This is a genomic window from Thalassolituus sp. UBA6592 (assembly GCF_002433655.1).
Taxonomy (GTDB): Bacteria; Pseudomonadota; Gammaproteobacteria; order Pseudomonadales; family Oceanobacteraceae; genus Venatoribacter.
The window spans coordinates 18,891-44,301 of the sequence record NZ_DJIO01000028.1 but is presented as its reverse complement, the minus strand read 5'-3'; the positions used below and the strand labels follow the sequence as shown (position 1 = coordinate 44,301).

At 54.4% G+C, this 25,411-nt stretch carries 25 protein-coding genes; 19 read left to right on the top strand and 6 right to left on the bottom strand.

The features are described from left to right. Positions 1 to 137: 137 nt before the first annotated feature. From hemE to B2Z72_RS02550, 8 genes are all read left to right on the top strand, one after another. Positions 138 to 1,205 (top strand): uroporphyrinogen decarboxylase, encoded by a 1,068-nt coding sequence (gene hemE, locus B2Z72_RS02585; RefSeq protein ID WP_296984933.1) that lies wholly within the window; start codon positions 138 to 140, stop codon positions 1,203 to 1,205. A gap of 212 nt (positions 1,206 to 1,417) precedes the next feature. Next, complete coding sequence (locus tag B2Z72_RS02580; protein WP_296984932.1) at positions 1,418 to 4,213, top strand: monovalent cation/H+ antiporter subunit A; 2,796 nt, start codon at positions 1,418 to 1,420, stop codon at positions 4,211 to 4,213. Beyond that, positions 4,213 to 4,587: a Na+/H+ antiporter subunit C gene (locus B2Z72_RS02575; protein WP_296984930.1), complete on the top strand. Its 375-nt coding sequence runs from the start codon at positions 4,213 to 4,215 to the stop codon at positions 4,585 to 4,587. The genes B2Z72_RS02580 and B2Z72_RS02575 overlap by 1 nt, the downstream gene beginning before the upstream one ends. Next, positions 4,587 to 6,095, top strand: a complete 1,509-nt coding sequence (locus B2Z72_RS02570) for a monovalent cation/H+ antiporter subunit D (protein ID WP_296984928.1) — start codon at positions 4,587 to 4,589, stop codon at positions 6,093 to 6,095. Before B2Z72_RS02575 ends, B2Z72_RS02570 begins: the two co-directional genes overlap by 1 nt. After that, a complete protein-coding gene (locus B2Z72_RS02565) occupies positions 6,095 to 6,592 on the top strand; it encodes a Na+/H+ antiporter subunit E (RefSeq protein WP_296984926.1) in 498 nt (165 codons plus the stop codon). The genes B2Z72_RS02570 and B2Z72_RS02565 overlap by 1 nt, the downstream gene beginning before the upstream one ends. Further along, a complete protein-coding gene (locus B2Z72_RS02560; protein ID WP_414716380.1) occupies positions 6,586 to 6,870 on the top strand; it encodes a K+/H+ antiporter subunit F in 285 nt (94 codons plus the stop codon). Before B2Z72_RS02565 ends, B2Z72_RS02560 begins: the two co-directional genes overlap by 7 nt. 17 nt (positions 6,871 to 6,887) lie before the next feature. After that, positions 6,888 to 7,244 (top strand): Na+/H+ antiporter subunit G, encoded by a 357-nt coding sequence (locus B2Z72_RS02555; RefSeq protein ID WP_296984923.1) that lies wholly within the window; start codon positions 6,888 to 6,890, stop codon positions 7,242 to 7,244. Positions 7,245 to 7,380: 136 nt separating this feature from the next. Then, positions 7,381 to 8,313 carry a chemotaxis protein gene (locus B2Z72_RS02550; protein WP_296984921.1) on the top strand — a complete coding sequence of 311 codons (933 nt, stop codon included), beginning with the start codon at positions 7,381 to 7,383 and terminating at the stop codon, positions 8,311 to 8,313. Between the two features lie 52 nt (positions 8,314 to 8,365). Here B2Z72_RS02550 and radA read toward each other — a convergent pair whose 3' ends face one another. Next, positions 8,366 to 9,736, bottom strand: a complete 1,371-nt coding sequence (gene radA / locus B2Z72_RS02545; RefSeq protein ID WP_296984919.1) for a DNA repair protein RadA — start codon at positions 9,734 to 9,736, stop codon at positions 8,366 to 8,368. Positions 9,737 to 9,947: 211 nt separating this feature from the next. Between radA and B2Z72_RS02540 the strand changes: the two genes are divergently transcribed. From B2Z72_RS02540 to B2Z72_RS02520, 5 genes are all read left to right on the top strand, one after another. Further along, complete coding sequence (locus tag B2Z72_RS02540; protein WP_296984916.1) at positions 9,948 to 11,222, top strand: O-acetylhomoserine aminocarboxypropyltransferase/cysteine synthase family protein; 1,275 nt, start codon at positions 9,948 to 9,950, stop codon at positions 11,220 to 11,222. 133 nt (positions 11,223 to 11,355) lie between these two features. Continuing rightward, a complete protein-coding gene (locus tag B2Z72_RS02535) occupies positions 11,356 to 12,027 on the top strand; it encodes a hypothetical protein (RefSeq protein WP_296984914.1) in 672 nt (223 codons plus the stop codon). Between the two features lie 58 nt (positions 12,028 to 12,085). Continuing rightward, a complete protein-coding gene (locus B2Z72_RS02530; RefSeq protein ID WP_296984912.1) occupies positions 12,086 to 12,808 on the top strand; it encodes a hypothetical protein in 723 nt (240 codons plus the stop codon). Then, on the top strand, positions 12,805 to 13,473 hold the full coding sequence (locus B2Z72_RS02525; RefSeq protein ID WP_296984910.1) for a hypothetical protein: 669 nt from the start codon (positions 12,805 to 12,807) through the stop codon (positions 13,471 to 13,473). The genes B2Z72_RS02530 and B2Z72_RS02525 overlap by 4 nt, the downstream gene beginning before the upstream one ends. A gap of 126 nt (positions 13,474 to 13,599) precedes the next feature. Further along, positions 13,600 to 13,848, top strand: a complete 249-nt coding sequence (locus B2Z72_RS02520) for a TIGR02647 family protein (protein WP_296984908.1) — start codon at positions 13,600 to 13,602, stop codon at positions 13,846 to 13,848. A gap of 7 nt (positions 13,849 to 13,855) precedes the next feature. Here the strand turns inward: B2Z72_RS02520 and B2Z72_RS02515 are convergent, their stop codons facing one another. The 4 genes from B2Z72_RS02515 to pomA form a co-directional block, all read right to left on the bottom strand. Continuing rightward, positions 13,856 to 14,584 (bottom strand): 16S rRNA (uracil(1498)-N(3))-methyltransferase, encoded by a 729-nt coding sequence (locus B2Z72_RS02515; RefSeq protein ID WP_296984906.1) that lies wholly within the window; start codon positions 14,582 to 14,584, stop codon positions 13,856 to 13,858. A 167-nt stretch (positions 14,585 to 14,751) separates the two neighbouring features. Further along, positions 14,752 to 15,306, bottom strand: a complete 555-nt coding sequence (locus B2Z72_RS02510; RefSeq protein WP_296984905.1) for a PilZ domain-containing protein — start codon at positions 15,304 to 15,306, stop codon at positions 14,752 to 14,754. 17 nt (positions 15,307 to 15,323) lie between these two features. Further along, positions 15,324 to 16,301 carry a flagellar motor protein MotB gene (locus B2Z72_RS02505; RefSeq protein WP_296984901.1) on the bottom strand — a complete coding sequence of 326 codons (978 nt, stop codon included), beginning with the start codon at positions 16,299 to 16,301 and terminating at the stop codon, positions 15,324 to 15,326. A 2-nt stretch (positions 16,302 to 16,303) separates the two neighbouring features. Next, entirely contained in the window at positions 16,304 to 17,062 is a 759-nt protein-coding gene (gene pomA, locus B2Z72_RS02500) for a flagellar motor protein PomA (RefSeq protein ID WP_296984900.1), read from the bottom strand. A 246-nt stretch (positions 17,063 to 17,308) separates the two neighbouring features. On the opposite strand from pomA, the gene B2Z72_RS02495 reads away from it, so the two are divergent. From B2Z72_RS02495 to B2Z72_RS02475, 5 genes are all read left to right on the top strand, one after another. Next, positions 17,309 to 17,545 (top strand): exodeoxyribonuclease VII small subunit, encoded by a 237-nt coding sequence (locus B2Z72_RS02495; RefSeq protein ID WP_296984897.1) that lies wholly within the window; start codon positions 17,309 to 17,311, stop codon positions 17,543 to 17,545. 1 nt (position 17,546) lies between these two features. Further along, the gene (gene ispA / locus B2Z72_RS02490) at positions 17,547 to 18,428 is read left to right on the top strand and encodes a (2E,6E)-farnesyl diphosphate synthase (RefSeq protein WP_296984895.1); all 882 of its coding nucleotides are present in this window, start codon (positions 17,547 to 17,549) and stop codon (positions 18,426 to 18,428) included. 182 nt (positions 18,429 to 18,610) lie between these two features. After that, positions 18,611 to 20,518, top strand: a complete 1,908-nt coding sequence (gene dxs, locus B2Z72_RS02485; RefSeq protein WP_296984894.1) for a 1-deoxy-D-xylulose-5-phosphate synthase — start codon at positions 18,611 to 18,613, stop codon at positions 20,516 to 20,518. A gap of 152 nt (positions 20,519 to 20,670) precedes the next feature. Further along, entirely contained in the window at positions 20,671 to 22,344 is a 1,674-nt protein-coding gene (locus B2Z72_RS02480) for a sensor histidine kinase (RefSeq protein WP_296984892.1), read from the top strand. Between the two features lie 5 nt (positions 22,345 to 22,349). Beyond that, the gene (locus tag B2Z72_RS02475; RefSeq protein ID WP_296984890.1) at positions 22,350 to 23,714 is read left to right on the top strand and encodes an HD domain-containing phosphohydrolase; all 1,365 of its coding nucleotides are present in this window, start codon (positions 22,350 to 22,352) and stop codon (positions 23,712 to 23,714) included. Positions 23,715 to 23,757: 43 nt separating this feature from the next. Here B2Z72_RS02475 and ribA read toward each other — a convergent pair whose 3' ends face one another. Continuing rightward, positions 23,758 to 24,408 carry a GTP cyclohydrolase II gene (ribA, locus tag B2Z72_RS02470; protein WP_296984888.1) on the bottom strand — a complete coding sequence of 217 codons (651 nt, stop codon included), beginning with the start codon at positions 24,406 to 24,408 and terminating at the stop codon, positions 23,758 to 23,760. A gap of 190 nt (positions 24,409 to 24,598) precedes the next feature. On the opposite strand from ribA, the gene B2Z72_RS02465 reads away from it, so the two are divergent. Beyond that, on the top strand, positions 24,599 to 25,276 hold the full coding sequence (locus B2Z72_RS02465) for a zinc metallopeptidase (protein ID WP_296984886.1): 678 nt from the start codon (positions 24,599 to 24,601) through the stop codon (positions 25,274 to 25,276). Positions 25,277 to 25,411: the final 135 nt, after the last annotated feature.

Genomic DNA, 25,411 nt, shown 5'->3' with positions numbered 1-25,411 from the left:
GTACGAATCTACTTCCTTTGGCCTCAGCAGCTCCGTCTTTGGTCGCCCTTTAAATCTTTGCTGAGCAAAGTCAAAAAGCTTTCCTGCATTTTTTTGCTATCATACGCGGCAAATTTACTGTGCTGATCAGGTATTCCATGACCGAACTGAAAAACGACCGTTTCCTTAAGGCTCTGTTACGCCAACCCGTCGACCGTACGCCGATCTGGATGATGCGTCAGGCTGGCCGTTATCTGCCGGAATACCGCGCAAGCCGCGCTCAGGCCGGTGACTTTATGTCGCTGTGCAAGAACCATGAGCTGGCCTGTGAAGTAACTATTCAGCCGCTTGATCGTTACCCGCTGGATGCTGCAATTCTGTTCTCTGACATCCTGACCATTCCCGATGCGATGGGGCTTGGTCTGTACTTTGAAACCGGTGAAGGTCCGAAATTCAGCAAGATCATCCGTACCGAAGCTGACGTTCAGGCGCTGAACGTGGTTAACACCGAAGCGGATCTGGATTACGTGCTGAAAGCCGTGTCGACCATTCGCTCTGAGCTGAACGGCCGTGTGCCGCTGATCGGTTTCTCCGGCAGCCCATGGACACTGGCGACTTATATGGTTGAGGGCGGATCTTCCAAGGACTTCCGCCATGTTAAGGCGATGATGTACAACACGCCGGAAGTCATGCATCAGCTGCTGGATGTACTGGCCAGATCGGTTATCGATTACCTGAATGCACAGATCCGTGCCGGTGCTCAGGCCGTGCAGATTTTTGATACCTGGGGCGGCAACCTGAGTGATGTCGCTTACCGTGAGTTCTCGCTGAAGTATATGCAGCAGATTGTTGCCGGTCTGATGCGTGAATACGAAGGCCGCAAAATTCCGGTGATTCTGTTCACCAAAGGTGGCGGTCAGTGGCTGGAAGCCATGGCGGATACCGGCGCTGATGCTCTGGGTCTCGACTGGACGACCGATCTGGGCAATGCCCGTTCCCGTGTCGGAGACCGCGTTGCTCTGCAGGGCAACATGGATCCGTCTGTGCTGTATGCTTCTCCGGCGACTATCAGAGCCGAAGTTCAGCGTATTCTGGAAAGCTATGGCGAAGGCACTGGCCATGTGTTCAACCTGGGTCATGGCATTCATCAGTTTGTTGATCCGGACCACGCCAAGGCCTTTGTTGAAGCTGTGGTTGAGCTCAGCCCGGCATTCCACACCGCCTGATTGCCCGAGCGGAAGCCGTCCCGATGGTCATGTCGGGGCGCTTTCTGTTTTCTTGCTGGGCTGCCCGTCCTCGTTTATCTATTGTTTTATCTGTTAATCCCGCCTTTTTTCAGCACTTTACACATTCTTTACCTACTCTTTTTTTAGAGCCTTCTTACCTGTCATGGTATGGTTAGTGCTGGACTGTAAATCATCAAAGGGATGAAACCTTTATGACACTATTCTGGATTCCTGTGCTGGCATTGCTGGGAACCCTGGTGCCGTTGTTAACCTATCGTTTTGGACGCCGAACCACACTGGCAACCACAGTGATTGCTCCGGCGGCTTCTCTTTTTCTGGTGCTTTCGCTGCTGCCTGACGTCTATGCCGGGCAGGTCTTTATGTGGCAGCACGAGTGGATTCCTGCTGCTGGCCTGACGCTGTCCTTTCAGATGGACGGTCTGGGGCTGCTGTTCTGTCTGCTGATTCTCGGGATTGGCCTGCTGGTTATTCTGTACGCCCGTTACTATCTGTCGGAAAAAGATCATATGGGACGGTTTTATGCCTACCTGATCCTTTTTATGACGGCCATGCTGGGCATTGTTCTCTCCGATAACCTGCTGCAGCTGTGGTTTTTCTGGGAGCTGACCAGTATCAGTTCGTTCCTGTTGATCAGCTTCTGGTCACATAAAACCGAGGCGCGCAAAGGCGCCCGTATGGCGTTGACCATCACCGGGGCCGGTGGTCTGGCCCTGTTAGCTGCCTTTATTCTGATGGCTGAAGTCACCGGTACTTACAGCCTGCGCGAAATTCTGGCCAGTGGCGATATGCTGCGTGACAGCAGTCTGTATCCGGCGATTATTGCGCTGTTCCTGCTCGGCGCTTTCACCAAGTCTGCGCAGTTCCCGTTCCATTTCTGGCTGCCTCATGCCATGGCAGCACCAACCCCGGTTTCTGCGTATCTGCATTCGGCGACCATGGTGAAGGCCGGTGTGTTTATGCTGGCACGTTTCTATCCGGTGCTGTCCGGTACCGATCTGTGGTTTACCGTGGTCAGTATCGTGGGTCTGTCTACTCTGCTGCTGGGGGCTTATACCGCGCTGTTTAAACACGACCTGAAAGGTCTGCTGGCCTATTCCACCATCAGTCATCTTGGTCTGATTACGCTGCTGTTTGGTCTGGATACGCGCATGGCGGCCATCGCCGCTGTATTCCATATTATTAACCATGCGGTGTTCAAGGCGTCGCTGTTTATGGCTGCGGGTATCATTGACCATGAGTCCGGTTCACGTGATATGCGCCAGCTCAACGGTCTGTGGAAGTACATGCCCTATACCGCCACGCTGGCGATGGTGGCGGCGGCATCGATGGCTGGTGTGCCACTGCTGAATGGTTTCCTGTCGAAAGAAATGCTGTTTGCCGAAACCCTGCACCAGACCACGCTGGGTTCTCTGTCCTGGTTGATCCCTGTGCTGGCCACCGTCGGTGGAGCGCTGGCCGTCGCGTATTCTCTGCGCTTTATTCACGATGTTTTCTTTAACGGCGAGCCAATCAATCTGCCGAAAACGCCTCATGAGCCGCCGCGCTATATGCGGGTGCCGGTGGAGGTGCTGGTGGTGATCTGTCTGCTGGTGGGTGTTGTACCTAACTTCGCCGTTGGCGATCTGCTTAATACTGCGGCTGGTGCTGTGTTGCAGGCGCCGCTGCCGGAATTCAGTCTGGCAGTGTGGCACGGCTTTAATATCCCACTGCTGATGAGTCTGCTGGCGGTTGCCGGTGGTGCGGTTCTTTATCTGAACCGCCGCCATCTGTTTGGCCTGCAGGGGCAGTTTGCCGACATCGATGCCAAGTACGAATTTGAACGTTCAGTGCAGTGGGTTACCCGCAAGGCGGTCGCGGTTCAGGCACTGTTTGATAACGGCAAACTGCAGCGCTACGTCATTATGCTGGTATTGCTGGCCTTAGCCGGAGCCGGCTGGCCGTTGATTCAATTGGCTGATGTTAATGGATCTGTGGAACCTACCAAGGCGGATATGCCGATGGTCGCCGGTGCCATTATTCTGGTCATCGGTACGGTGTTGACTGTGCTCTACAGTCACCTGCGTTTACTGGCGCTGATTATGATTTCCATCGTCGGTCTGATGGTAGCTATTGCCTTTGCTTATTTCTCCGCTCCCGATCTGGCGCTGACGCAGCTGTCGGTTGAGGTGGCGACCATCATTCTGTTCCTGCTGGCGCTGTATTATCTGCCACAAAGAACACCACTCAAGGAAAGCTCGATTCAGCGTATTGTGCGTGATTTCGGTATCGCCTCAGCGGTGGGTGCGGTGGTCGGTACTCTGTGTTACGCCATGCTGACACGTCCACTGGACAGCATTTCCGGCTTCTTCCTGGAAAACAGTAAAACCGGCGGTGGTGGTACCAACGTGGTGAACGTGATTCTGGTCGATTTCCGTGGTTTCGACACCATGGGTGAAATCACGGTACTGGGGATCGCGGCGCTGGGTATTTATAAACTGCTGGCGGGTATGCGTCTGTATCTGCCGGCGGCAGACCATGAAGGTCAGGCCTGGTCGAAAGATAAGAACCCGCTCATGCTGGCGGTCGTCTCTCAAAGTCTGTTGCCACTGGCGCTGCTGGTTTCTGCTTATATTTTCCTGCGCGGGCATAACATGCCGGGTGGTGGCTTTATCGCGGGTCTGATTACAGCCATTGCTCTGGTGCAGCAGTACGTTGCCCATGGCAGCAGCTGGATGAAAGCGCGTCTGAATCTGCCATACCATGTTCTGATTGCCGTGGGCCTGTTGCTGTCCATTGGCGCGGGTCTTGGCAGCTGGCTGTTCGGCCGTCCGTTCCTGACAACCTGGTTCGATTATTTCTATCTGCCGTTAATCGGCAAGTTCGAACTGGCTTCCGCTCTGGTATTTGATCTGGGGGTATATTTCACCGTGATTGGCGCAACACTGCTGATTCTTGCCAACCTTGGGCAGCTCAATTCTGCCGAACGTCCACGGATAGGAGTGCGCTGATGGAAACGATTTACGCAATCTGTGTGGGTGCTATGACCACCGGCGGTGTTTTTCTGGTGTTACGCGGTTATACCTTTGCCGTGGTGCTGGGTCTGACTCTGCTGTCTTATGCTGTTAACCTGTTTCTGTTTGCCAGCGGTAATCTGAAAATTGATGCCGCGGCGATCCTCGGTGAAAGTGAAAGTTATGCCGACCCATTGCCACAGGCTCTGGTTCTGACCGCCATCGTGATCGGTTTTGCCATGACAGCGTTTGCGCTGATTCTGGCGCTGCGCGCGCGTTCTGATCTGGGTAATGATCATGTCGATGGTAAAACCGTTATTTATGATGAACTTGGACAGAACTCTGCCAATCAGCGCGGGGAGAACCAGTAATGTCTCTGTTACAGCATATGGTTTTTTTCCCGGTTCTGATCCCATTATTGATGGGTACGGTACTGCTGCTGCCGTTCTTCCATAAATACATCCGCCGTCAGCGAGTGGCGGTTATTATCGCCAACCTGCTGTTGCTGGTGGTGGCGGTGAAGTTACTGGCGGACAGTCTGCAGACCGGCACCACCATGTATATGATGGGCGACTGGCAGGCACCATTCGGTATTGCTCTGGTAAACGATCCGCTGGCGTCGGTGATGCTGGTTTTATCCTCCGTTCTCGGCCTTGCTGCACACCTTTACGCCTGCGCCGGTGACGATAAACGCGGGATGTTTTTCCATCCGCTGTTTATGTTTCAGATGATGGGGATTAACGGTGCATTTCTGACTGGCGACGTTTTTAACCTGTTCGTCTTTTTCGAAATTCTGCTGATGGCGTCCTATGCGCTGATCATTCACGGTGGTGGCAAACAACGCACGCAGTCGGCGGTGCATTATGTACTGCTGAACCTGGCGGGTTCGTCTTTCTTCCTGATTGGTCTGGGTATTATTTACGCGGCATTCGGCACGCTGAATCTGGCTGATATGGCGCATAAGGCGGCGCAGCTGGATGAAGATAATATTCAGCTGGCGAAATCCGGCGCCATGCTGCTGCTGATTGTATTTGGTCTTAAGGCGGCATTACTGCCGCTGCATTTCTGGTTGCCGCGCACTTACTCCTATACCGCGACTCCGGTGGCGGCGTTGTTTGCCATTATGACCAAAGTGGGTATCTACAGTATCTGGCGGGTACACACGGCGGTGTTTGGCAATCATGCCGGTGACCTGGCCAATATCACACCGGAATGGCTGTGGCCGCTGGCGTGGCTGACGCTGGTGATGGCGGTGGTTGCAGTGCTGGCCAGTCAGAGTCTGAAAATGATGGCCAGTAATCTGATTGCGGTGTCTGCCGGTACTTTGCTGCTGGCGATTGCGGTCAACACTGAGCAGGCTACTGCGGCTGCTATTTATTATCTGATTCACAGCACGCTGGCATCTGCTGCTCTGTTGCTGATTGCTGGTCTGATTACCGATCAGCGCGGTCAGGCGCAGGATCGTCTGGTTAAGGCGCGGGCCGTCAGTCAGCCGGCCATGCTGGGGATTTTCTTTTTTATAGCGGCACTGGCGCTGATCGGTATGCCACCGCTGTCCGGTTTTGTCGGTAAGGTCATGTTGTTGCAGGCGACGACCGCAGATGCGGGCTGGGTATGGCCACCATTACTGATTTCTGGTCTGGCAGCGCTGGTGATGTTGTCGCGGGCGGGCAGTACCGTGTTCTGGCGCACCAGTGGCGGAAATTCTTCTAATACGGCAGAAAAAGTCCGCGCCCATCCGCTGCAGGTTATTGCCGTACTCGTGCTGTTACTGGCGTTGCCATTGATGGTTATTTTTGGTGGCGCACTGACCGAAATTACTCAGCGTGCGGCAGAGATTCTGTATTTGGCTCCTCAACCGTTGGCGGAGGCTCTGTGATGGCGAAGGTGTTTAATAAATTGCTGCCAATGCCGATGCACAGTCTGATGCTGTTGATTGTCTGGCTGTTGCTTAATGATTTTTCTGTCGGCCATCTGGTGCTGGGCAGTTTTCTGGCGTGGCTGATTCCGGTGCTGACTTTCCCGTATGTGGATGATCAGAGTAAAGCGCGTAAACCGGTTAAAATCGTTGTGTATTTTCTGCGCCTGGTGCGTGACATTATCCAGTCCAATATCGAAGTCGCGCTGCGGGTGATGTATCCGAACCGTACGCTGCAACCGGGTATTGTCGCTTATCCGCTAAGCATGAAAGCAGAATTTCCGCTGACAGTACTGGCCAGCAGTGTGTCGCTGACACCTGGGACTGTGAGTGTCGAATTTTCTGATGACAGACGCTGGCTGTATATCCATGTACTGCATCTGCAGGATGAGCAGAAGCTGATCAGTGAAATCCGTCAGCGTTATGAGAAGCCACTGCGGGAGATTTTTTCATGTTAAGCAGTATTGTGCTTCAGGGCGCGATGATGATCACCACGGCATTGGTGGTGCTGGCCCTGTTAATGAATGTCTGGCGTATGATTATCGGCCCTACGGTGACCGACCGCATCCTGGCGCTGGATACCCTGTATATCAACAGCATCGCTCTGATCATTATGCTGGGGCTGTATAACGGTTCGGCATTGTATTTTGAAGGCGCACTACTGATTGCCATGCTGGGCTTTGTCAGTACCGCAGCATTGTGTAAATACATGCTGCGCGGCGACATCATCGAATAATCTGTGGGTGAGAATGTATGAGTGATTATCTGATTGCTACTTTGCTGATTATTGGTGGCCTGTTTATTTTTGTCGGTTCTTTCGGACTGCTGAAATTACCGGATTTTTATACCCGTCTGCACGCGCCGACGAAGGCGACAACATTGGGAATCGGCGCGGTCCTGATGGCCTCAGTGGCAGCCACAGCGGCGCGCGATGGCAGTTTCAGTGTGCACGAAATTGTGATCAGCCTGTTCCTGTTTATTACTGCGCCGGTATCCGCCAATATGCTGGCCAAAGCCGCACTGCATAAAAAAGTGCCGATGCGTGAGAACACCCGTAATCGCGAGTTGCAGAAAGTAATGGCAGAACAGAAAGCACCGGACGGTCAATAAGCCGTCCGCTGATAAAGATAACAATATTTAACCATCCCGCCATGTGACCTGCTCCGGATTTGCTAAGCTTAAAGTCCGGCCTGTTTTATGTTGTCAGAACAGGGGTTTTGAATCAGAGTCTTGTTCGGAGCAGACTATGGCGACCGGCCAGCATCAGGCATCTCAGGGATTATTGCTGTTTCAGCTGAATGAGCGGCAATCCTTCGGTATTGGCACACTGAAAGTTAAAGAGATTGTCCCTTTTCAGCCACTTACTGCTTTCCCTCAGTCCCACGCGGTCGTGCTGGGTGCTGCGCATATCCGTGGCGAAACCATCCCGGTTATCGACCTTGCCGCTGCAGTGGGCTATCGCCCGCAGCCAAAAGACATCCTTAAAGATTGTTTTGTGATTGTTACAGACTGCCAGCGTCAGCGGGTCGGCTTTCTGGTGCGTAAAATTGACCGCATTATCGACTACAGCTGGCGTAATATTTCACCGCCACCAAAAGGTGCCGGGCGCAGCATATACGCCACCGGCGTGATATCTCATGGCGATTCACTGATTCAGTTACTGGATATTGAAATGGTGCTGTCGCATATTTTTCCGGTGGCGGAAGATGAACTGCATGCACAGATTACCGCCACCGAGCAGGGACTGCTGCGCAGTCATCCGATCCTGCTGGTGGACGATTCCAGTGTCGCCCGTCGTCAGCTGGCAGAAGCACTGAATTATGTGAACGTGCCGTTTGATGTCTGCGGTGATGGCAGCGAGGCGCTGGCGATGATGCAACGCGCGGCAGAATCTGGTGAACCCTACGATATTCTGGTCAGTGATATTGAAATGCCGGGTCTGGATGGTTATGAACTGGCCTTCGAAGTGCGTAATAACCCACGCCTTGCCGGCATGTATTTAATTCTGCACACCTCACTGTCGAGTGAGATCAGTGTTGATCGAGCGCATCAGGTCGGGGCCAATGAAGCTCTGACCAAGTTCGATGCCAATGAGCTGATCCGCGCTATGTTGCGTGGCGCCGAACATGTGGAAAACGGCGACGTGGTGCCAGGCGTCGCCAGCCGGTTGCAGGTGTGAGAGCCAGCCGGTTGCAGGTTTGAGAGCAGATGCCCCCGCAACCTGCTCTGCTTCAGATACTCTCCAGCGCCTGCTGCAGTTTATCCACTCCGATGATTTTCATGCCCGGAATTTCCTGACGTGGCATATTCGCCTTCGGCACGATGGCGCGGGTAAAGCCGTGTTTAGCCGCTTCTTTAATACGCTCCTGACCAGACGGTACCGGGCGGATTTCACCGGACAGACCAACTTCACCGAAGACGATTAATTCTTTCGGTAATGGCTGATCGCGGAAGCTGGACAGCGCCGCCAGTAACAGCGCCAGATCTGCGGATGTCTCGTTTACTTTCACCCCGCCAACGACGTTGATATACACATCCTGGTCACCGAGATGAATGCCACCATGGCGGTGCAATGCCGCTAACAGCAGATTCATACGGTTCTGATCCAGCCCCACAGCCACGCGTTTCGGATGGCCGAAATGGCTGTCATCGACCAGTGCCTGAATTTCGACCAGCAGGGGGCGCGTGCCTTCCCAGATCACCATCACCACACTGCCGGCGGCGGGCTCTTCGCTGCGGCTTAAGAATATCGAGCTGGGATTTTTTACTTCTTTCAGGCCAGTGTCGATCATGGCGAAAACGCCTAATTCATTAATGGCGCCGAAACGGTTTTTGATGCCGCGCAGGGTGCGGAAGCGGCTGTCGCCATCGCCTTCCAGCATGATGGAGCAGTCGATCATATGCTCCAGCACTTTCGGCCCGGCGAGGGTGCCGTCTTTGGTGACGTGGCCAACCAGTAACAGAATGGTGCCGGTCTGTTTGGCAAAACGGGTGAGGGCAGCGGCGCTCTCCCGTACCTGTGACACACTGCCGGGCGCAGATTCAATGCCATCAACGTGCATCACCTGAATGGAGTCGATCACTACCACCTTAGGTTTGTGTTTCTGCAGCGTCTGAATCAGACGATCAACACTGGTCTCACTGAGCATATTCAGCTGGTCGGTGGGCAGTCCCAGACGCTTGGCGCGCATGGCCACCTGTTGCAGGCTTTCTTCGCCAGTGACGTACAGGGCTGGCATCTGTGCTGCCAGTGTACACATGGTCTGCAGCAGAAGTGTGGACTTACCAGCCCCCGGATGACCGCCGATCAGAATGGCGGAACCGGGTACCAGGCCGCCGCCCAATACACGGTCGAATTCCTGCATACCACTGCCTACCCGCGGCACTTCGGCCAGATCCACGTCGGCCAGACGCTGAATGCCCTGATCACCGGCAGCTCCGGCATAGCCTGCGTAGCTGGCATCACGGGATGGCGTTTTGGATGACGATACAACGAATTCCTGCAGCGTGTTCCAGGCGCCGCAATCGTTGCACTGGCCCTGCCATTTTGCGTGTTCAGAACCACAGTCACTGCAGACGTAGGCGGTTTTCTTTTTTGCCATTTTGGCTCCGGGCGGAAATAAAAAGTATTGGCGCGAGTTTACGGCGGGGGCAGGTGAATGCAAGTCAGCCGGCAAAGCCACTCTGTGATAAATGTTGTTACTGCTTAAGCACTACTACTTAACGGGCGGCGCTCTTGTTAGACTGCGGCTGCGCCAATGCAGACAATAACAGGCCGATACCAACCGGCTGACAGCAGAAGGAAGGAACCCCATGAAATTAGAAACCCAGGCGATCCATGCCGGCTTCAGCGAAGACCCGACCACCCGCGCCGTCGCGGTGCCCATTTATCAGACGACGTCTTACAGTTTCCGCGATACCCAGCACGGCGCCGATCTGTTTGATCTGAAAGAACCGGGCAATATTTACAGCCGTATTATGAACCCGACCAATGCGGTGCTGGAGGAGCGCCTGGCGGCCATGGAAGGTGGCATTGCTGCCTTGTGTATGGCTTCCGGGATGGCGGCGATTACTGCGGCTCTGCAAACTCTGGCCCGCGCCGGGGATAATATCGTCAGCGTCAGCCAGCTTTACGGCGGTAGCTATAACCTGTTTGCCCACACCTTTCCGCAGCAGGGCATCGAAGTGCGCATGGCATCCGGTGATGATGTGGCCGCGCTGGAAGCCTTAATCGACGATAACACCCGGGCATTGTTCTGCGAGTCTATCGGCAACCCGGCGGGCAATGTGGTGGATATTAAAGCGCTGGCGGATATGGCGCATAAGCACGGCGTCCCCGTGGTTGTGGATAACACAGTGGGAACGCCTTTCCTGTGCCGGCCATTTGAATTTGGCGCCGACATCGTGGTGCATTCGCTGACCAAATACATCGGTGGCCATGGCACCACGTTAGGTGGCGCCATTGTCGATTCCGGTAAATTCCCGTGGAAAGATAATCCGCGCTTTAAACAGTTTAATGAGCCGGATCCGTCCTATCATGGCGTGGTTTACACGGAAGCCATGGGCCCGGCGGCGTTTATTGCCCGCGCCAGGGTAGTACCGCTGCGTAATATGGGGGCAGCGCTGTCGCCGATGAATGCTTTTATGCTGTTGCAGGGACTGGAAACACTGGCACTGCGTATGGAACGCCATGTCGAAAATGCTCAGAAAGTTGCGGAATATCTGCAGGCTCATGAGCAGGTAAACTGGGTGAACTACGCCGGATTAAAAGATAACCGTTACTACGATGTTGCACAGCGTATGTTAGGCGGTAAGCCGTCGGCGATTTTAAGTTTCGGTATCAAAGGCGGTGCCGCTGCCGGGGCAAAATTTATTGATGCTCTGCAGATGATCAAACGTCTGGTGAATATTGGTGATGCGAAAAGTCTCGCCTGTCATCCGGCCACCACCACGTACCGTCAGCTGAATGAAAAAGAACTGGCGTCGGCTGGTGTCAGCAGTGATCTGGTGCGTTTGTCCATCGGCATTGAACACATCGACGATATTATTGCGGATATCGCTCAGGCTCTGGCGGCAGCGAATAACTGATCCGGCCTGACCTGCAGGCTGTCCGTCGTCTGTAGCCCGCTTTTGCCGGGTTATGTAAAGACGGCGGACGGTCTGTCATTTTCCCTCTGCTGCGATACTATAGAGCCCAATTTTTCCCGCAGCTGAGATCCTTATGTCGTTCGGCCAACTGATTGCATTAGCCAGTTTTATTCTCTCCATGGGCACCATCGCAGTGACCTACTGGGTCGGTACCTCTGCCGGAACCGCAGAACTCTGTAATCCTTTTATCGATGGCTGCACCGACATTACCCACACTGGTATGAAAGGCGACGGCGGTTTTATCTTCCGTGGCGGCATGATCGCGGCCTGCGTGTTTTTCATTATCTGGTGGCAGGTGATGCGTGTCTGGCTGAGTGGCACCAACATTAACAGCAACCGTATCGCGCTGAATGTTATGCATTTCTTCGGTGTCGTGGCGGCGCTGGGTCTGCTGGTCGGTACCGCGGTATTGTTGCCGGAAAAAGATTCTACCCGCTGGGGCGTGCATGTACGTGGCGCAAACCTGTTTTTTCAGGGCATGCTGATTGCGCTGACGATGAATTACATTCTGATTTTACGCGCATTTAAACGCGGCCTGCCGGTGCCCTCCATCCGCTTTAAAACCCTGATCATTGCCATCCTGTGGATTATGACGGTGGGCTTTGCCGGTGTTACCGTCGGCGTTGAAATGAGTCACGGTAAACGCATTATCGAATGGTGGGCGACGCTGTTTATCGGCATTTATTTCCTTACCTCTTTCTGGGACTGGAAACATATCCGTCTGGTCAATCAACAGCAGTACTGATTTAAGCCGGCCAGCAAACCTGCTGGCCAATACTCCGTTATCACACAGGGAATGATGCATGACTGTGCCGCAGCGAATTGCTCTTCTGGCCGTTGTTTTACCCTTTTTGACCATAGGAAGCACTTACGGTCTGTCCGTTGCAGGCGGTCATGTGCCGCTGTGTATTCCATGGTTTGACGGCTGTTCCACCATTACCGCCACCGGGGTTTATTATCCGGCGGCGTACGTGTTCCGCGCCGGACTGATCAGTACTGCCGTGATCGCTATCCTCTGGTGGTACTGCGTTCGTGCCTGGCTGGAAAGTGTCGGCCATCCGCAACATCACCCCTGGGTACACCGGCTGGTGGCATTCGCTACCGTGGCCAGCATTCTGCTGGTGGCTTCCATTGCCGTGTTAGGCGAGCACATGGTGCCGTCGCGTGATCATAAATTCCTGTGGCGCTTCCACACCATTACCGCTGTGCTGTTTTTTCTCACCACGGCGATCTGCCAGATTGTGATGACATGGCGTATGCGCCAGCTGCAGCAGGAGCTGAATATTAAATTCAGTGGCATCGTGTTTAAGCAGGTTCTGGCTGTGCTGCAGCTGCTGCTGATTCTGTGGCTGGCGGTGATTATGATCTTCGATCTGAATACGGATGGTCCGATTGAAATTGCCGAATGGTGGCTGGCGTCCCTGAGTTCACTGTATTTCGGGACTACATGGCGTGACTGGAAGGAATTCCGCCTGACCCGCCGCGAGAAAGGCGACGGCATTCATGCACAGGAGGCCAGCGTATGACTTTGCCACAGCGCATTGCGCACACCAGCTTCTGGTTATCCCATGGCAGTTTCTGGCTGACGCTGGTGATGGGTATGTATTTGGGGACAACGGACATTTGCGTACCGTATCTCACCGGCTGTACCAGCATCACCGCGACCGGTATTCCGGATCCTCAGGCCTTCGTGTTCCGTGGCGGGCTGATTTCTGCCTGCGTACTGTTTGCTGTGTGGTGGTATTGCATGCAGTCCTGGCTGATTGAAATTGCACCGGAGCGTCCGATCTGGACGGTGCGCTACATGGTCACTGCCGGAGTGATCAGCTCGGTCTGTCTGATTATCGCCACTGCGGTGCTGCGTCCGGACAAAGACCATTTACCATGGACCCTGCATACCGTTTTTGCCGCGTTGTTTTTCCTGATTTCTTTATTGGTGCAGACCCGTGTGACTTACTGGCTGAAACACCTGAAAAAGCGTGGTGTGGATATCGGCAGCAGCCTCAAACAGAAGTTTGCACTGATTTATGCTCAGTGGTTTTTCCTCGGTGTGATGATCGTTCTGCAGGTAGTGGATTCGGATGATCGTTGGAAGAGCGTGGTGGAGTGGTGGATGGCTTTGCTGATCGGCCTGTATTACCTGAGCAGTGCTCAGGACTGGAAGCATTTCCGCCTGACAGAAACGGATTAAAGATGCAGCAAAATAACGCAATAACCCGGATGAAACTGATCCGGGTCATTCTGGCGTAATTTGCTGGTCGCTATTTCAGTGGCACAGGCATAGTCTGAATTTACCCAATAAAAAAGGATTCAGACGATGCCGATTTCTTCAGAACTGATGAGCGAAATGACGTTACTGGCGCAGTTCGATCTGCACAGCATGCAGAAAGGGATTAAGGTGCATAACGACGCCAGTCCGGAACTGCTGGCAGCGGTAAAACGCCTGCATGAGAAAGGCCTGATTGATGATGCTGACGGTGGTTACCTGACCAGTCTCGGTCACACCGCGGCAGAGCATCTGCAATATCTGCTGGAAATTCTGAAAAAACGCCAGAGCCCGGAATAGTCTGACGTCAGAAATCGCCCCACTGATACTGAAACACACTCAGGGCCGTTAATGCGGCCGTTTCTGTGCGCAGAATACGCGGCCCGAGTGTCAGTCCATGAAAGCCTGCAGCAAGCACCTGTTGCACTTCTGTCTCACTGAAACCACCTTCAGGTCCAACCAGCAAAGCCAGTGTCTGCGGCTGTGTGTAATCACGCAGCGGTTTCTGATCGTGTGGATGCAGAATAAATTTCAGATCCGCCTCCGTCTGCGCACACCAGTCATTGAATGACAGTGGCGGGTGAATGCGGGGTATGACATTCCGCCCGCTCTGTTCGCAGGCACTGACCGCTACTTTCTGCCAGTGTTCAATCTTCTTATCCAGTCGTTCACCTTTCAGGCGGACTTCACAGCGTTCACTCCACAGTGGCGTGATGTCACTGATGCCCAGCTCGGTGGCTTTCTGAATGGTGAAGTCCATGCGGTCGCCTTTCGAAACCACCTGACCGAGATGAAGCTGCAATGGCAGTGGCGCATCTTCCCGCACGACACCGGTGATATCAGCGGAAGCGGATTTCTTACCGCTGTCACTCAGGGTCGCGGCGTATTCACAGCCGTCACCATTAAACAGCCGCAGCGCGTCGCCGTCAGTCAGGCGCAGCACGCGCACCAGATGAGTCGCAGCCTGGCTGTCGAGCTCCAGACGCGATCCCGGTGTTAATGGCTGGGGGGTGTAAATTCGTGGTCCTGAACTCATGGTACTGGCTCTGCTGCATCTGCGGTTTTCAGGTCGCTGATAATAGCAAAGCGGATTTACTGCGGCGATAGTCTGCGGCTTTTGCCGACAGGCCCTTGCAGGCCGTCAGCTTCAGGCCGCCGCGACTGAGGCAGATAAGTTGGAGGAGTCAGAGCCGGTTCCCCGGCTCAATGATCGCGCATATGCTTCAGGGTTTTTGACTGCAACTGAAACAGATGCTGAATCAGCAGTTCCTGCTCGGATTCCTGAATGCCATCGAAATTCACCCGAACCAGAAACGGATTGTTGGTCTGCTGGGTTTTTTCTGCAGAAACGACGGTACCCGCCAGATTAAGCATGGCGTTGGAAGGTTTCAGCTGTAACTGAAACAGCAGGTGGCTGGACCCACTGAGATCAGAATCGGTATAAAACGACATACCACAGGCACTGAGGTTAACCCGTACCCGTGATTCAGTACCGGACATAGGTGCTCCACTGCTGTCATCTTTATGGCCACTCAGCAGGTTAATCTTGCGGTTATACAGTTCCAGAATCTGCGCCAGTGACGGGTGCACGGAGCGCATCTGATGGAGCAGTGTTCCCAGTTCCTGCTCCAGTTCCCTGAGCTCGTTTTTTTCCAGTGACTGACTTTCTTTCCAGTGCTGGAACTCTTCCTGAGAAATGGCCTGGAAATCCATAACCACTTCATCATCCAGGCGGAAATAGCGGCGGCGTTCTTCCATTTCTTTTCCTTTTTTTGTCAGAAGATCTCATTTGGTCTGAGTTCAAAATCTTCCGGTTGTGCGTTCAGAGCATCGTTCACAGCGGCGTCATCGGTTTCAATTTCCGGCACATCGTCATCGTCGCCCGGTTGTTTGCGCAGAATAATAATTTCTACCCGGCGATTACGTTCACGGGCTTCCGGACTGTCGTTGGCCACCAATGGCTGGGTGTCAGCGTGACCAACAATCTGGAAGCGGCTTTCGTCCATTTCCGGTGCGACAAATAATTCCTCTGCGAAAGCGGCCGCACGGGCGGATGACAGCGTCCAGTTACTGCGGAAACGACCGCCACTGACTGGAATATCGTCGGTATGGCCTTCCACTGAGATCATGCCGGGAATGGTCACCAGTACCTCGCGGATTTTGTCGATCACCGGCAGAAATCTGTCTTCGATATAGTCAGAACCCGAACGGAAAGCGCCACGCTGCTGAATACGGATAATGATCTTTTTACCCACGGTTTCGATTTCGACCTGACCCTGAGCAATTTCATTTTCCAGTTTTGCAGCCATTTTCATGGCTTCCTCTTCGGTTTTTTCGTTCTCCATATCTTCTTTGGGGACGACCACTTCGCGGGTCAGTTCACCTTGATCACCCTGACGTTCTTCCTGTTGTGTCACTTCGTCCTGACACAGAACCTCCAGCGAACTTTTGGTGATGTCACTGGTTTTCTGCCGTACTTCGTTGATCGGCGTCGGTTCCGGAATGGACGGGCTGAAATGCCGGGCAATCACACTGGTGCCTTTGGGCGGATCGGATACGTTGACCACCGTCTGCACACCAAATGCCTGACGCAGCTCACCGGCCAGACGTTTGAACTTCAGTGCGTCCATCTCGGAGAAAGACAGCAGCAGCACGAAGAAACACATCAACAGCGACATCAGGTCGGCAAAGGTCGCCAGCCAACCCGGTATCGCGGGACAGGGTGGGCATTCCTGTTCTTCTTCGGCAGACATGATTACTCACCTGAACTTGTGCGTTTGCCTTCCTGAATGTAGGCCTGCAGCATGGATTCAATCACACGCGGATTCTGACCACTCTGAATAGCCAGCAAGGCGTCGATAATCATAGATTTGAGACGGTCTTCTTCGTCCTTTCTGAGGGTCAGCTTGTCGCCTACTGGAAGGGCAAACATGGTCGCCATCATGGCGCCGTAGAGCGTTGTCAGCAGTGCAACCGCCATCGCCGGACCAATGGTTTTCGGATCGTCCATGTTCGACAGCATGGCCACCAGACCAACCAGGGTACCGATCATCCCCATCGCCGGTGCTACGTCGCCGATGGCTTTAAAAATATTGATACCGATGTCATGGCGTTCACTGGCCTGCTTCATTTCTTTGCTCATCAGAGTGCGCACGACGTCCGGGTCATGGCCGTCGACCAGCAACTGAATGCCTTTGCCAAGAAAATCATCACTGACTTCTTTACCTTCCAGCGACAGCAGGCCGCCTTTACGCGCCAGACCGGCAAGCTCGACAACTTCTTCAATGATGGTTTCCGGTTTGCTCAACTTGAATGAGAAGGCCTTGGCTGCCACTTTCACTGCGCCAAGAAACTGGCCCAGTTCGAATTTCATCATTACTGCGAAAATACTGCCGACGACCACGATCAGAACCGACGGTATATTGATGAACATGCCGAGCTCCCCACCCAGCATCATGGCCATCACAACGATACCGAAGGCCCCGACCAGGCCAACTAATGATGCGAGATCCACAGTCGCTCCTTGGAAAATCAATTTTCAATGATTCTGAGTTTAGTCAAACATTTGTATTCTTCCTCAGCGCTGACGAATTTATTGGTAGGGAATCCGGGGTGTGGCATCTTTCCGCACGGCCGTACCTGCCGGCGGCCGCTTGACCCTGTACATGCATAGCGTTAGTGTTGCCGCGCCCTGCGCATGCCTCTGTCGACGCAGGCTCTATTCCGGTACCCTGACACTGAATAACAGTGAGAGACCCCTATGACCGACGGCAAGCCCGCATTTAATTTTGAACAGGCACTGCAGGAGCTGGAACAGCTGGTGGTGCGTATGGAAAGCGGCGAACTGACTCTGGAAGATTCATTACAGGCATTTGAACAGGGCATTGGCCTGACCCGTCAGTGTCAGCAGGCGCTGGCCAGTGCCGAACAGCGGGTACAGATACTGCTGGAACAGAATGGCAACAGTGTTGCGCAGCCATTCGATGACGGAGAATAAAATGCAATCAGCCCTGCAAATCGCCCGTGAGCGTGTAGAGCAGCAACTGCAACAACACATCCGTCAGCTTGATTTACAGCACCAGCGTCTGGCTGAAGCCATGACCTATGGTGTGCTCAACGGCGGCAAGCGACTGCGCCCGTTTCTGGTGTATGCCACGGCAGAAGCGTTAGGCGGCAACCGCGAGCAGGCAGACAGCGCAGCGGTGGCGCTGGAAATGGTCCACAGCTACAGCCTGGTACACGATGATCTGCCGGCCATGGACGACGATGATCTGCGTCGTGGCAAACCGACCTGCCACATTGCCTTTGATGAAGCCACCGCGATTCTGGCCGGTGACGGTCTGCTGACTGCAGCCTTTGAAATTCTTGCCAACGCGCCATATCAGAACGATGCCCAGCGTCTGACGCTGATCCGCCTGCTGTCCAGCAATGCCGGTGGCGCCGGTATGGTGGCTGGCCAGAGTATCGATCTGACCAACGTCGGTAAGCAGATGACACTGGCGGAGCTGGAAAACATGCACCGTCACAAAACCGGAGCCCTGATCCGGGCGGCGGTTCTGATGGGCGCCTGTTGCGTGACAGAACAGCCGGACAGCGCAACGCTGGATTCTCTGACCCGTTACGCCGATGCCATCGGTCTGGCCTTTCAGGTATGGGATGACATCCTCGACATCGAAGGCGACACCTTGGTACTGGGTAAAAATCAGGGCGCGGACCTGGCGTTGAACAAGCCAACCTATCCGGCTCTGTTAGGTATGGACGGTGCCCGCAGTAAAGCGCTGGAGCTGGTGGATGATGCCATCGCCGCTCTGAGTGGTATTGATGGTGATGTCAGCGTGCTTAAGCAGCTGGCGGATTACATCATTACCCGTGATCACTAAACAATCCGCCCATGTCAGAGCGGTAATGTACTGTTCAGGCAACGCTGCATGGGCCTTGTCTGCAACTGTACTTGTCAGTAATCCCACAACGCTACTCATTGGCGGCAAGTGTCGGTAGAATGGCCTCCTTTTGTGACAGCGGACACTGGCCGTCACTGACATCCGACATACCGAAGTAGCCGATGATTCTTACAGAGATCCCCGAAAACCGGCCTGACACGCCTCTGCTGGACACGATTAATTCACCGGCAGATCTGCGCGATCTGAATGCAGATCTGTTACCTCAGCTGTGCGCTGAGCTGCGTGAATATCTGGTCTACAGCGTTGGCCAGTCCGGCGGACATTTCGGCGCGGGTCTGGGCGTTGTTGAGCTGACCGTCGCCCTGCATCACGTCTTTAATACCCCGGATGACCGTCTGGTATGGGATGTGGGTCATCAGGCATATCCGCATAAAATTCTGACCGGCCGCCGCGAGCAGATGCCACTGATCCGCAGTGAAGTGGGCCCGGCAGCCTTCCCGACGCGTAATGAAAGTGAATACGACACCTTCGGTGTTGGTCATTCCAGTACCTCTATCAGTGCTGCACTGGGCATGGCGCTGGCGGCGCGAGCCCAGCAGAACGACCGCGAGTGCATCGCTGTCATTGGCGATGGTGCTATGACCGCCGGTATGGCGTTTGAAGCTCTGGATCACGCCGGTCAGGAAAAGGCCGACATGCTGGTGATTCTGAACGACAACGATATGTCGATCTCCAACAATGTCAGCGCCCTGAACAAATACTTCACCCGTATCTGGTCGAGCCGCACCTACTCAGCCATGCGCGCCGGCAGTAAGCGCGTGCTGGAAAAAATCCCGGCGGCGTGGGAATTTGCCCGCCGTACCGAAGAACACATGAAAGGTATGGTGGCCCCGGGCACCCTGTTTGAAGAGCTGGGTTTTAACTATTACGGCCCGATTGACGGTCATGATCTGGATGAGCTGGTGCTCACCCTGCAGAACCTGAAAAAGCTCAAAGGTCCGCGCTTTCTGCATATTGTGACGCGCAAAGGCAAAGGCTTCGCGCCGGCCGAAGAAGATCCGGTGAAATACCACGCGCTGAAAGCATCGGCACCGGTGGCGGCGGTGAAAAAGCCGACCTACTCCAATATTTTCGGTCAGTGGCTGTGCGATATGGCCGCCGCTGATGAGCGCCTGATGGGCATCACGCCGGCCATGCGTGAAGGCTCTGACCTGATCCGCTTCTCTGAAGAATTCCCGCAGCGCTATTTCGACGTTGCTATTGCGGAACAGCATGCTGTTACCCTGGCGGCGGGTCTGGCCTGTGATGGCTCCAAGCCGGTGGTGGCGATTTACTCGACCTTCCTGCAGCGCGCCTACGATCAGCTGATTCACGACGTAGCGCTGCAGAATCTGGATGTGCTGTTTGCCATCGACCGTGCCGGTCTGGTGGGCGAAGATGGCCCGACCCATCACGGTGCTTACGACCTCAGTTATCTGCGCTGCATTCCGAATATGGTGGTGATGACACCATCCGATGAAAACGAATGCCGGCAGATGCTGTACACCGGTTATCAGCACCAGGGCCCGGCGGCGGTGCGTTATCCGCGTGGCACTGGTAGCGGTATCAGCCCGGCGAAAGAAATGCAGATGCTGCCGATCGGTAAAGGCATTGTGCGCCGTGAAAGCCAGGCGGTGAGCGGTCAGCGGGTGGCACTGCTGGCCTTTGGCGCGCCACTGGCAATCGCTGCTCAGGCGGCCGAAACCCTCGATGCGACCGTCGCGGACATGCGCTTTGTGAAGCCGCTGGATGCTGAACTGGTGGCTGAACTGGCGCAGAGTCATGATCTGCTGATCACGCTGGAAGAAAATGCCGTTATGGGCGGAGCCGGCAGTGCTGTACTGGAAGCTCTGGCTCAGGCCGGTATACAGGTGCCGGTACGAACCCTGGGCATTCCCGACGAGTTCATCGAACATGCCGCTCCGGCGCGCCAGCTGCAGGTCTGTGGCCTGACCGCAACGGATGTCGTCGCCACTGCGCGCAGCGTGTTGCCAGCCATTACCCCGGTACTCAGCGCCGGTAAAAGCTGATCTCAGACCCGTCTGCCTTCTGATCTTTGTGCCGGTCACACGCCAATGGCGTGAACCGGCGCAGACTTTCCGCTCTGATTCCCCCGTTTTCCCGCTGAACTGCTTTACTTGATGTACTGGTAAAGCAAACGTCCGTTGGCGGGGAAGGTGCTTTGAAACGTTATCTGCTGATCATCATTCTGATTGTGCTGGGCTCGGCTGCTGCGGTGTACGACGTCGTACTGCGCATGGAGAACGAGCGTGTGCAGAATATGAGTGAGCATCTGCTGGAGCGCGTATTTATCCGCGGCCTGCGTGACTACTACGGCATGCTGACCGACGCCCGCACAGTGATGGAAAACGGCGGCTCGGCGGAAACCCTGAAGGCACTGCAGGGCAGCACAGATATGGGGTCTTATATGACCTTTGCCGATCGTCCGCAGGAGGTTCTGCAGCCCGGCGACTGGCATGTACGCCTGACGCTGGATGATCTTGTGGCCAGTGTTACTGTCCATCAGGCAGAAAAATTTCATCCGCTGGATCATAAACCCGCCGTCGTTCTGGATCTGATGCTCAGTGAGGCGCAGCCGGACGGACTGTCAGTGCGCATTTATGCGGTACGCTGGCTGCAGCACATCACTGAAGATCTGGGGCTGGGTAATATGCCGCTGCAGATCCGCTGGCAGGGACACATGATGACGGCGGATGTCACCGAGCCACGGGAAATGATGCTGGTATTCAGCGATTTTATGATTCCCCAGTTCAGCCTCTATCTGAGCTATGCCCGCATTGATGGGTTGTTTAATCAGAAGCTCACCGCACTGGTACTGGCGCTGCTGGTGGCGATTCCCGAATTTGTGCTGTTGTTCTGGCTCTGGCGGCAACATTTTTACAGCTACCGGCTGCGTCGTGCGCTGGATAAATCGCGCAAAGATCTGCTCGACGAGCAGCATGTCAGTGAGGCCCGTTCGCGTCTGTTACACAACACCTCTGCTCAGGTTGAGCATCTGAATCAGAGCCTTGAAGAAGCCCGCCGGCGCATGGAACTGTCCGAACGGCTGGCCGCGTTGGGCGAGATCTCCGCGGGTATTGCCCATGAAATCAATAACCCGGTGGCTTACTGCCGTAGCAATCTGGAGACCCTGCGCGAGGACCTGGACGCCCTGCAGGCCTTTATTCGGCGTGTCGATCAGATGTCGGATAGTCTGGCGAAGGATTCCGATTTTTACCATGAGCTGGCGGAGAGTTATCAGCAGCTGGCATTGCCGGAAGCTCTGGCTTCTCTGCCTGAGCGTATCGACGATCTCAGCGAAGGAATTGACCGTATTGCCCGCATCGTCAGTGATATGCGCAAGCTCAGCCGGCGCAGCACAGATGTAATGGAACCCAGCCTGCTCAATGAGCAGCTGGACAGCGTGATCAATATGGCGCGCAGCCGTATTAAGGGCAATATCCGTCTGGAGGTCAGACTGCAGGAGTTGCCACTGATTCCCTGTAATCCTTCCCAGATAGGTCAGGTGGTGCTGAATATTCTGGTGAATGCGATTCAGGCGCTGGCGGCGAAAAAGGATGATGGTGTGATCACTCTGAAAGAAACATTGTCCTCGGGCTGGCTGGCGATTGAGATCCGGGACAACGGCCCGGGTATGGATAAAGAGGTTGCCAGCCGGGTGTTTGAGCCTTTCTTTACCACCAAAGGCGAGGGCGAGGGGACCGGCATGGGACTCGCTTTGTGCTATCAATTAATAGAGGCCCATCATGGGCGGATCGAGCTGGAGACTCAGCCGGGTGAAGGTACCTGCTTCACCATCTGGCTGCCTCTGGATGCCAAACGGCTGCAGGAGTAATACCGATGTTAAGTGAAGGCTATGTGCCACAACCACGGGAAAAAAATGGCCGCTTGTTGATTGTCGACGACGAAGAAGCCGTATTACAGGCACTGAAGCGCCTGTTTCACCGTCAGTACGATGTCGTCACTCACAGCAGTGGTGCAGCCGCGCTGGAGGAGCTTAAAAATGACTCTTTCGACGTGATTATTTCTGATATGCGCATGCCGGGAATGACTGGTGCTGAGTTACTGAAAGCCTGTTTTGAACAATATCCGCAGATGATACGTATTCTGCTGACAGGCTATTCCGACCTGGAGTCGGCCATTAAGGCGGTAAACGAAGGCAATATTTATCGCTACATCGCCAAGCCCTGGGATAACGATCAGCTGCGTGCCGTGATTGCAGAAGCGATTGATAACCGCGATCTGAAATCGGCGAACGAAAAACTCAACGCGCATATCGTTGAACAGAACAAAGAGCTGGAAAGTCTGAACCGGCACTTACAGGAAAAATTCCACGAAACCAGTTTCGATCTGGGCGAAGCGGAAGCCAAACTCACCGATGCCTATCGTACCCTGCGGCAGGAATTTAACAGTATGGTGCATATTCTGGTGGGCATCATGGAGCGGCGTAATGGTGAAGAAGAAGGCAGCTCAGAAAAACTCGCCCGGCTGGCGAAAGAGTTCGCCGAATTTGCCGGTCTGGAAGGGCAGCAGATTCAGGATGTGTATTATGCCGCGCTGCTGAGAAATATCGGTAAAGTGTCACTGTCTGACGTGATTCTGAATAAAGCCATCGGCCAGATGACACGCGCGGAAAAACAGGAATATGCGCACTTCACCATTAACGGCCAGACCAGCCTGATGCTGCTCGAACCGCTGCAGAATGCGTCCAATATCATCCGCTCACACATGGAGCTGTATAACGGTAAGGGCTTCCCGGACAAGCTCTCCGGCGACGCCATTCCCAAAGAAGCGCGGATTCTGCGTATCGTCACCGATTATGTCGAAATTCAGCGTGAATATAATTTCCTTGGCGAAACCCTCGACGAAGAGCAGGCACGGGAATATCTGCTGAAGATGGCCGGACAGCGCTACGACCGCGAGCTGGTAGACATTTTCATGGATGTGCTGGAAGACTTTGATGAGGGCGTTGTGCCTAATATGGAGAGGATTCCGATTCAGGACGCGCGCATTGGTATGACGCTGGTGGGTAATCTGGTGAGTCCCGCCGGTGTTATTTTGTTATCGATTGGTACGGTACTGACTGAGCGTCATGTGGAAAAAATGCAGGCGATGGCACGTCAGTTTGAAGGCCATGAAATCAAACTGCATGTGAAGCGCGAGAAACCGCCGGAGAAAGAGCCTAAAGAAGGCGATCAGAGCTGACGAATTAAGGAACCGCATGGCCAGACCTGACGTCTGGCCGCGCTTATAACTGACCGGCTTCCGGCTCGTCGTCCTGATGGGTCGGAATTCCCTGCGGTGGCGTATCCAGCGGCAGAAAGTGACCCAGCTTGGAGGCTTTGGTGTTCAGATAGCCATCATTGAACGGGTTACGGCCAACCTGCAGCGGCACACGCTCAGCGATTTCAACGCCAGCATCGCTCAGAGCCTTCACCTTACGTGGGTTGTTGGTCATCAGGCGTATGGTGTGAATGCCCAGAAGATCCAGCATCGGCCGACACATGCTGTAATTGCGCATGTCGGCGGCAAAACCCAGACGTTCGTTGGCTTCGACGGTATCTGCGCCCTGATCCTGCAGATGATAAGCGCGGATTTTATTCAGCAGGCCAATGCCACGACCTTCCTGACGCAGATACAGAACTACACCATGGCCGGCTTCAGCCACTGCTCGCAGAGCCGCTTCCAGCTGGTAGCCGCAGTCGCAGCGCATGCTGAACAGGGCATCGCCGGTCAGGCACTCAGAATGTGCGCGGGCCAGGACTGGCTGGCCATCAGCAACATCACCCATCGACAGCGCCACGTGCTCTTTACCGGTTTCTTCGTCTTCGAAGCCGTGCATAGTGAACACACCGAACGGCGTGGGCAGTTTGGAAGATGCAATGTACTTAATACTCAACGGGAGTACTCCGGGGGTAAATCAGGGCGCGTATTCTATCAGCGAAGGGGCAGGCTGACTAATCCGCGTACGAATTAGTTTGTCGCAATTCCTGCAGAAATGGTCAGAAAGACACAAAAACGGGCTTCAGAGCTGGTGTTATGCTGCAGTAGAATCCTTGTTGAAACAAAGAAAACAGGACGGATAACCAATGCTCTGGCTGCTGCTGGTACTGATTTTACTGGCGATATTGCTTCTGCCCGGTCTGTGGGTAAGGCAGGTACTGAAGAAGCATTCAGCACCGCGTGACGATTTCCCCGGCAATGGCGGTGAAATGGCGCTGCACCTGATCAATAAATTTGGGCTGAAACGGGTGAAGGTTGAGGAAACCGCCGCCGGCGATCACTACGATCCGACCACGCGCACCGTGCGCCTGACCAAAGACAAGCTGGAAGGCAAAAGCCTGACGGCAGTGGTGGTAGCCGCCCACGAAGTCGGCCACGCCATACAGCATGCGCACGGCGAGTCACTGTTCAGTCTGCGTACCGGCATGGCGACAGTCACCTACTGGATGCAGCGCGTCGCACCGGTTGCCCTGCTGCTGTCACCACTGCTGCTCACGGTATCTCCGCCACTGGCGCGACTGCTGCTGATCTTTGCCGTTGGTGCCATGCTGATGAGTACGCTGATGCATCTGATCACCCTGCCAGTGGAATGGGATGCCAGCTTTGGCAAAGCCTTGCCGGCGCTGGAGCAGGGCGACTATCTGGATGCTGAAGATATGCGCAACGCGCGCACCATTCTGCGTGCTGCAGCATTCACTTATGTCGCCGGATCGCTGATCAGTCTGCTCAATCTCGGTCGCTGGCTGCGCTACCTCAGGCGTTAATACCCTTTCAATGTGTAATGTTTCTATTGTGTTAATTACAACAAAAGCCATCCGCGCTGTGTTGTACTAAACCCCACAAAACTCCCCTCCAGTAAATCCAAAATCTATATAAAACAATAACTTAACTTTCAGGCA

Bases quoted from the DNA above. Each gene is read 5' to 3' on its own strand.
- hemE (WP_296984933.1), top strand. From the start codon at position 138: ATGACCGAACTGAAAAACGACCGTTTCCTTAAGGCTCTGTTACGCCAA.
- B2Z72_RS02580 (WP_296984932.1), top strand. From the start codon at position 1,418: ATGACACTATTCTGGATTCCTGTGCTGGCATTGCTGGGAACCCTGGTG.
- B2Z72_RS02575 (WP_296984930.1), top strand. From the start codon at position 4,213: ATGGAAACGATTTACGCAATCTGTGTGGGTGCTATGACCACCGGCGGT.
- B2Z72_RS02570 (WP_296984928.1), top strand. From the start codon at position 4,587: ATGTCTCTGTTACAGCATATGGTTTTTTTCCCGGTTCTGATCCCATTA.
- B2Z72_RS02565 (WP_296984926.1), top strand. From the start codon at position 6,095: ATGGCGAAGGTGTTTAATAAATTGCTGCCAATGCCGATGCACAGTCTG.
- B2Z72_RS02560 (WP_414716380.1), top strand. From the start codon at position 6,586: ATGTTAAGCAGTATTGTGCTTCAGGGCGCGATGATGATCACCACGGCA.
- B2Z72_RS02555 (WP_296984923.1), top strand. From the start codon at position 6,888: ATGAGTGATTATCTGATTGCTACTTTGCTGATTATTGGTGGCCTGTTT.
- B2Z72_RS02550 (WP_296984921.1), top strand. From the start codon at position 7,381: ATGGCGACCGGCCAGCATCAGGCATCTCAGGGATTATTGCTGTTTCAG.
- radA (WP_296984919.1), bottom strand. From the start codon at position 9,736: ATGGCAAAAAAGAAAACCGCCTACGTCTGCAGTGACTGTGGTTCTGAA.
- B2Z72_RS02540 (WP_296984916.1), top strand. From the start codon at position 9,948: ATGAAATTAGAAACCCAGGCGATCCATGCCGGCTTCAGCGAAGACCCG.
- B2Z72_RS02535 (WP_296984914.1), top strand. From the start codon at position 11,356: ATGTCGTTCGGCCAACTGATTGCATTAGCCAGTTTTATTCTCTCCATG.
- B2Z72_RS02530 (WP_296984912.1), top strand. From the start codon at position 12,086: ATGACTGTGCCGCAGCGAATTGCTCTTCTGGCCGTTGTTTTACCCTTT.
- B2Z72_RS02525 (WP_296984910.1), top strand. From the start codon at position 12,805: ATGACTTTGCCACAGCGCATTGCGCACACCAGCTTCTGGTTATCCCAT.
- B2Z72_RS02520 (WP_296984908.1), top strand. From the start codon at position 13,600: ATGCCGATTTCTTCAGAACTGATGAGCGAAATGACGTTACTGGCGCAG.
- B2Z72_RS02515 (WP_296984906.1), bottom strand. From the start codon at position 14,584: ATGAGTTCAGGACCACGAATTTACACCCCCCAGCCATTAACACCGGGA.
- B2Z72_RS02510 (WP_296984905.1), bottom strand. From the start codon at position 15,306: ATGGAAGAACGCCGCCGCTATTTCCGCCTGGATGATGAAGTGGTTATG.
- B2Z72_RS02505 (WP_296984901.1), bottom strand. From the start codon at position 16,301: ATGTCTGCCGAAGAAGAACAGGAATGCCCACCCTGTCCCGCGATACCG.
- B2Z72_RS02495 (WP_296984897.1), top strand. From the start codon at position 17,309: ATGACCGACGGCAAGCCCGCATTTAATTTTGAACAGGCACTGCAGGAG.
- ispA (WP_296984895.1), top strand. From the start codon at position 17,547: ATGCAATCAGCCCTGCAAATCGCCCGTGAGCGTGTAGAGCAGCAACTG.
- dxs (WP_296984894.1), top strand. From the start codon at position 18,611: ATGATTCTTACAGAGATCCCCGAAAACCGGCCTGACACGCCTCTGCTG.
- B2Z72_RS02475 (WP_296984890.1), top strand. From the start codon at position 22,350: ATGTTAAGTGAAGGCTATGTGCCACAACCACGGGAAAAAAATGGCCGC.
- B2Z72_RS02465 (WP_296984886.1), top strand. From the start codon at position 24,599: ATGCTCTGGCTGCTGCTGGTACTGATTTTACTGGCGATATTGCTTCTG.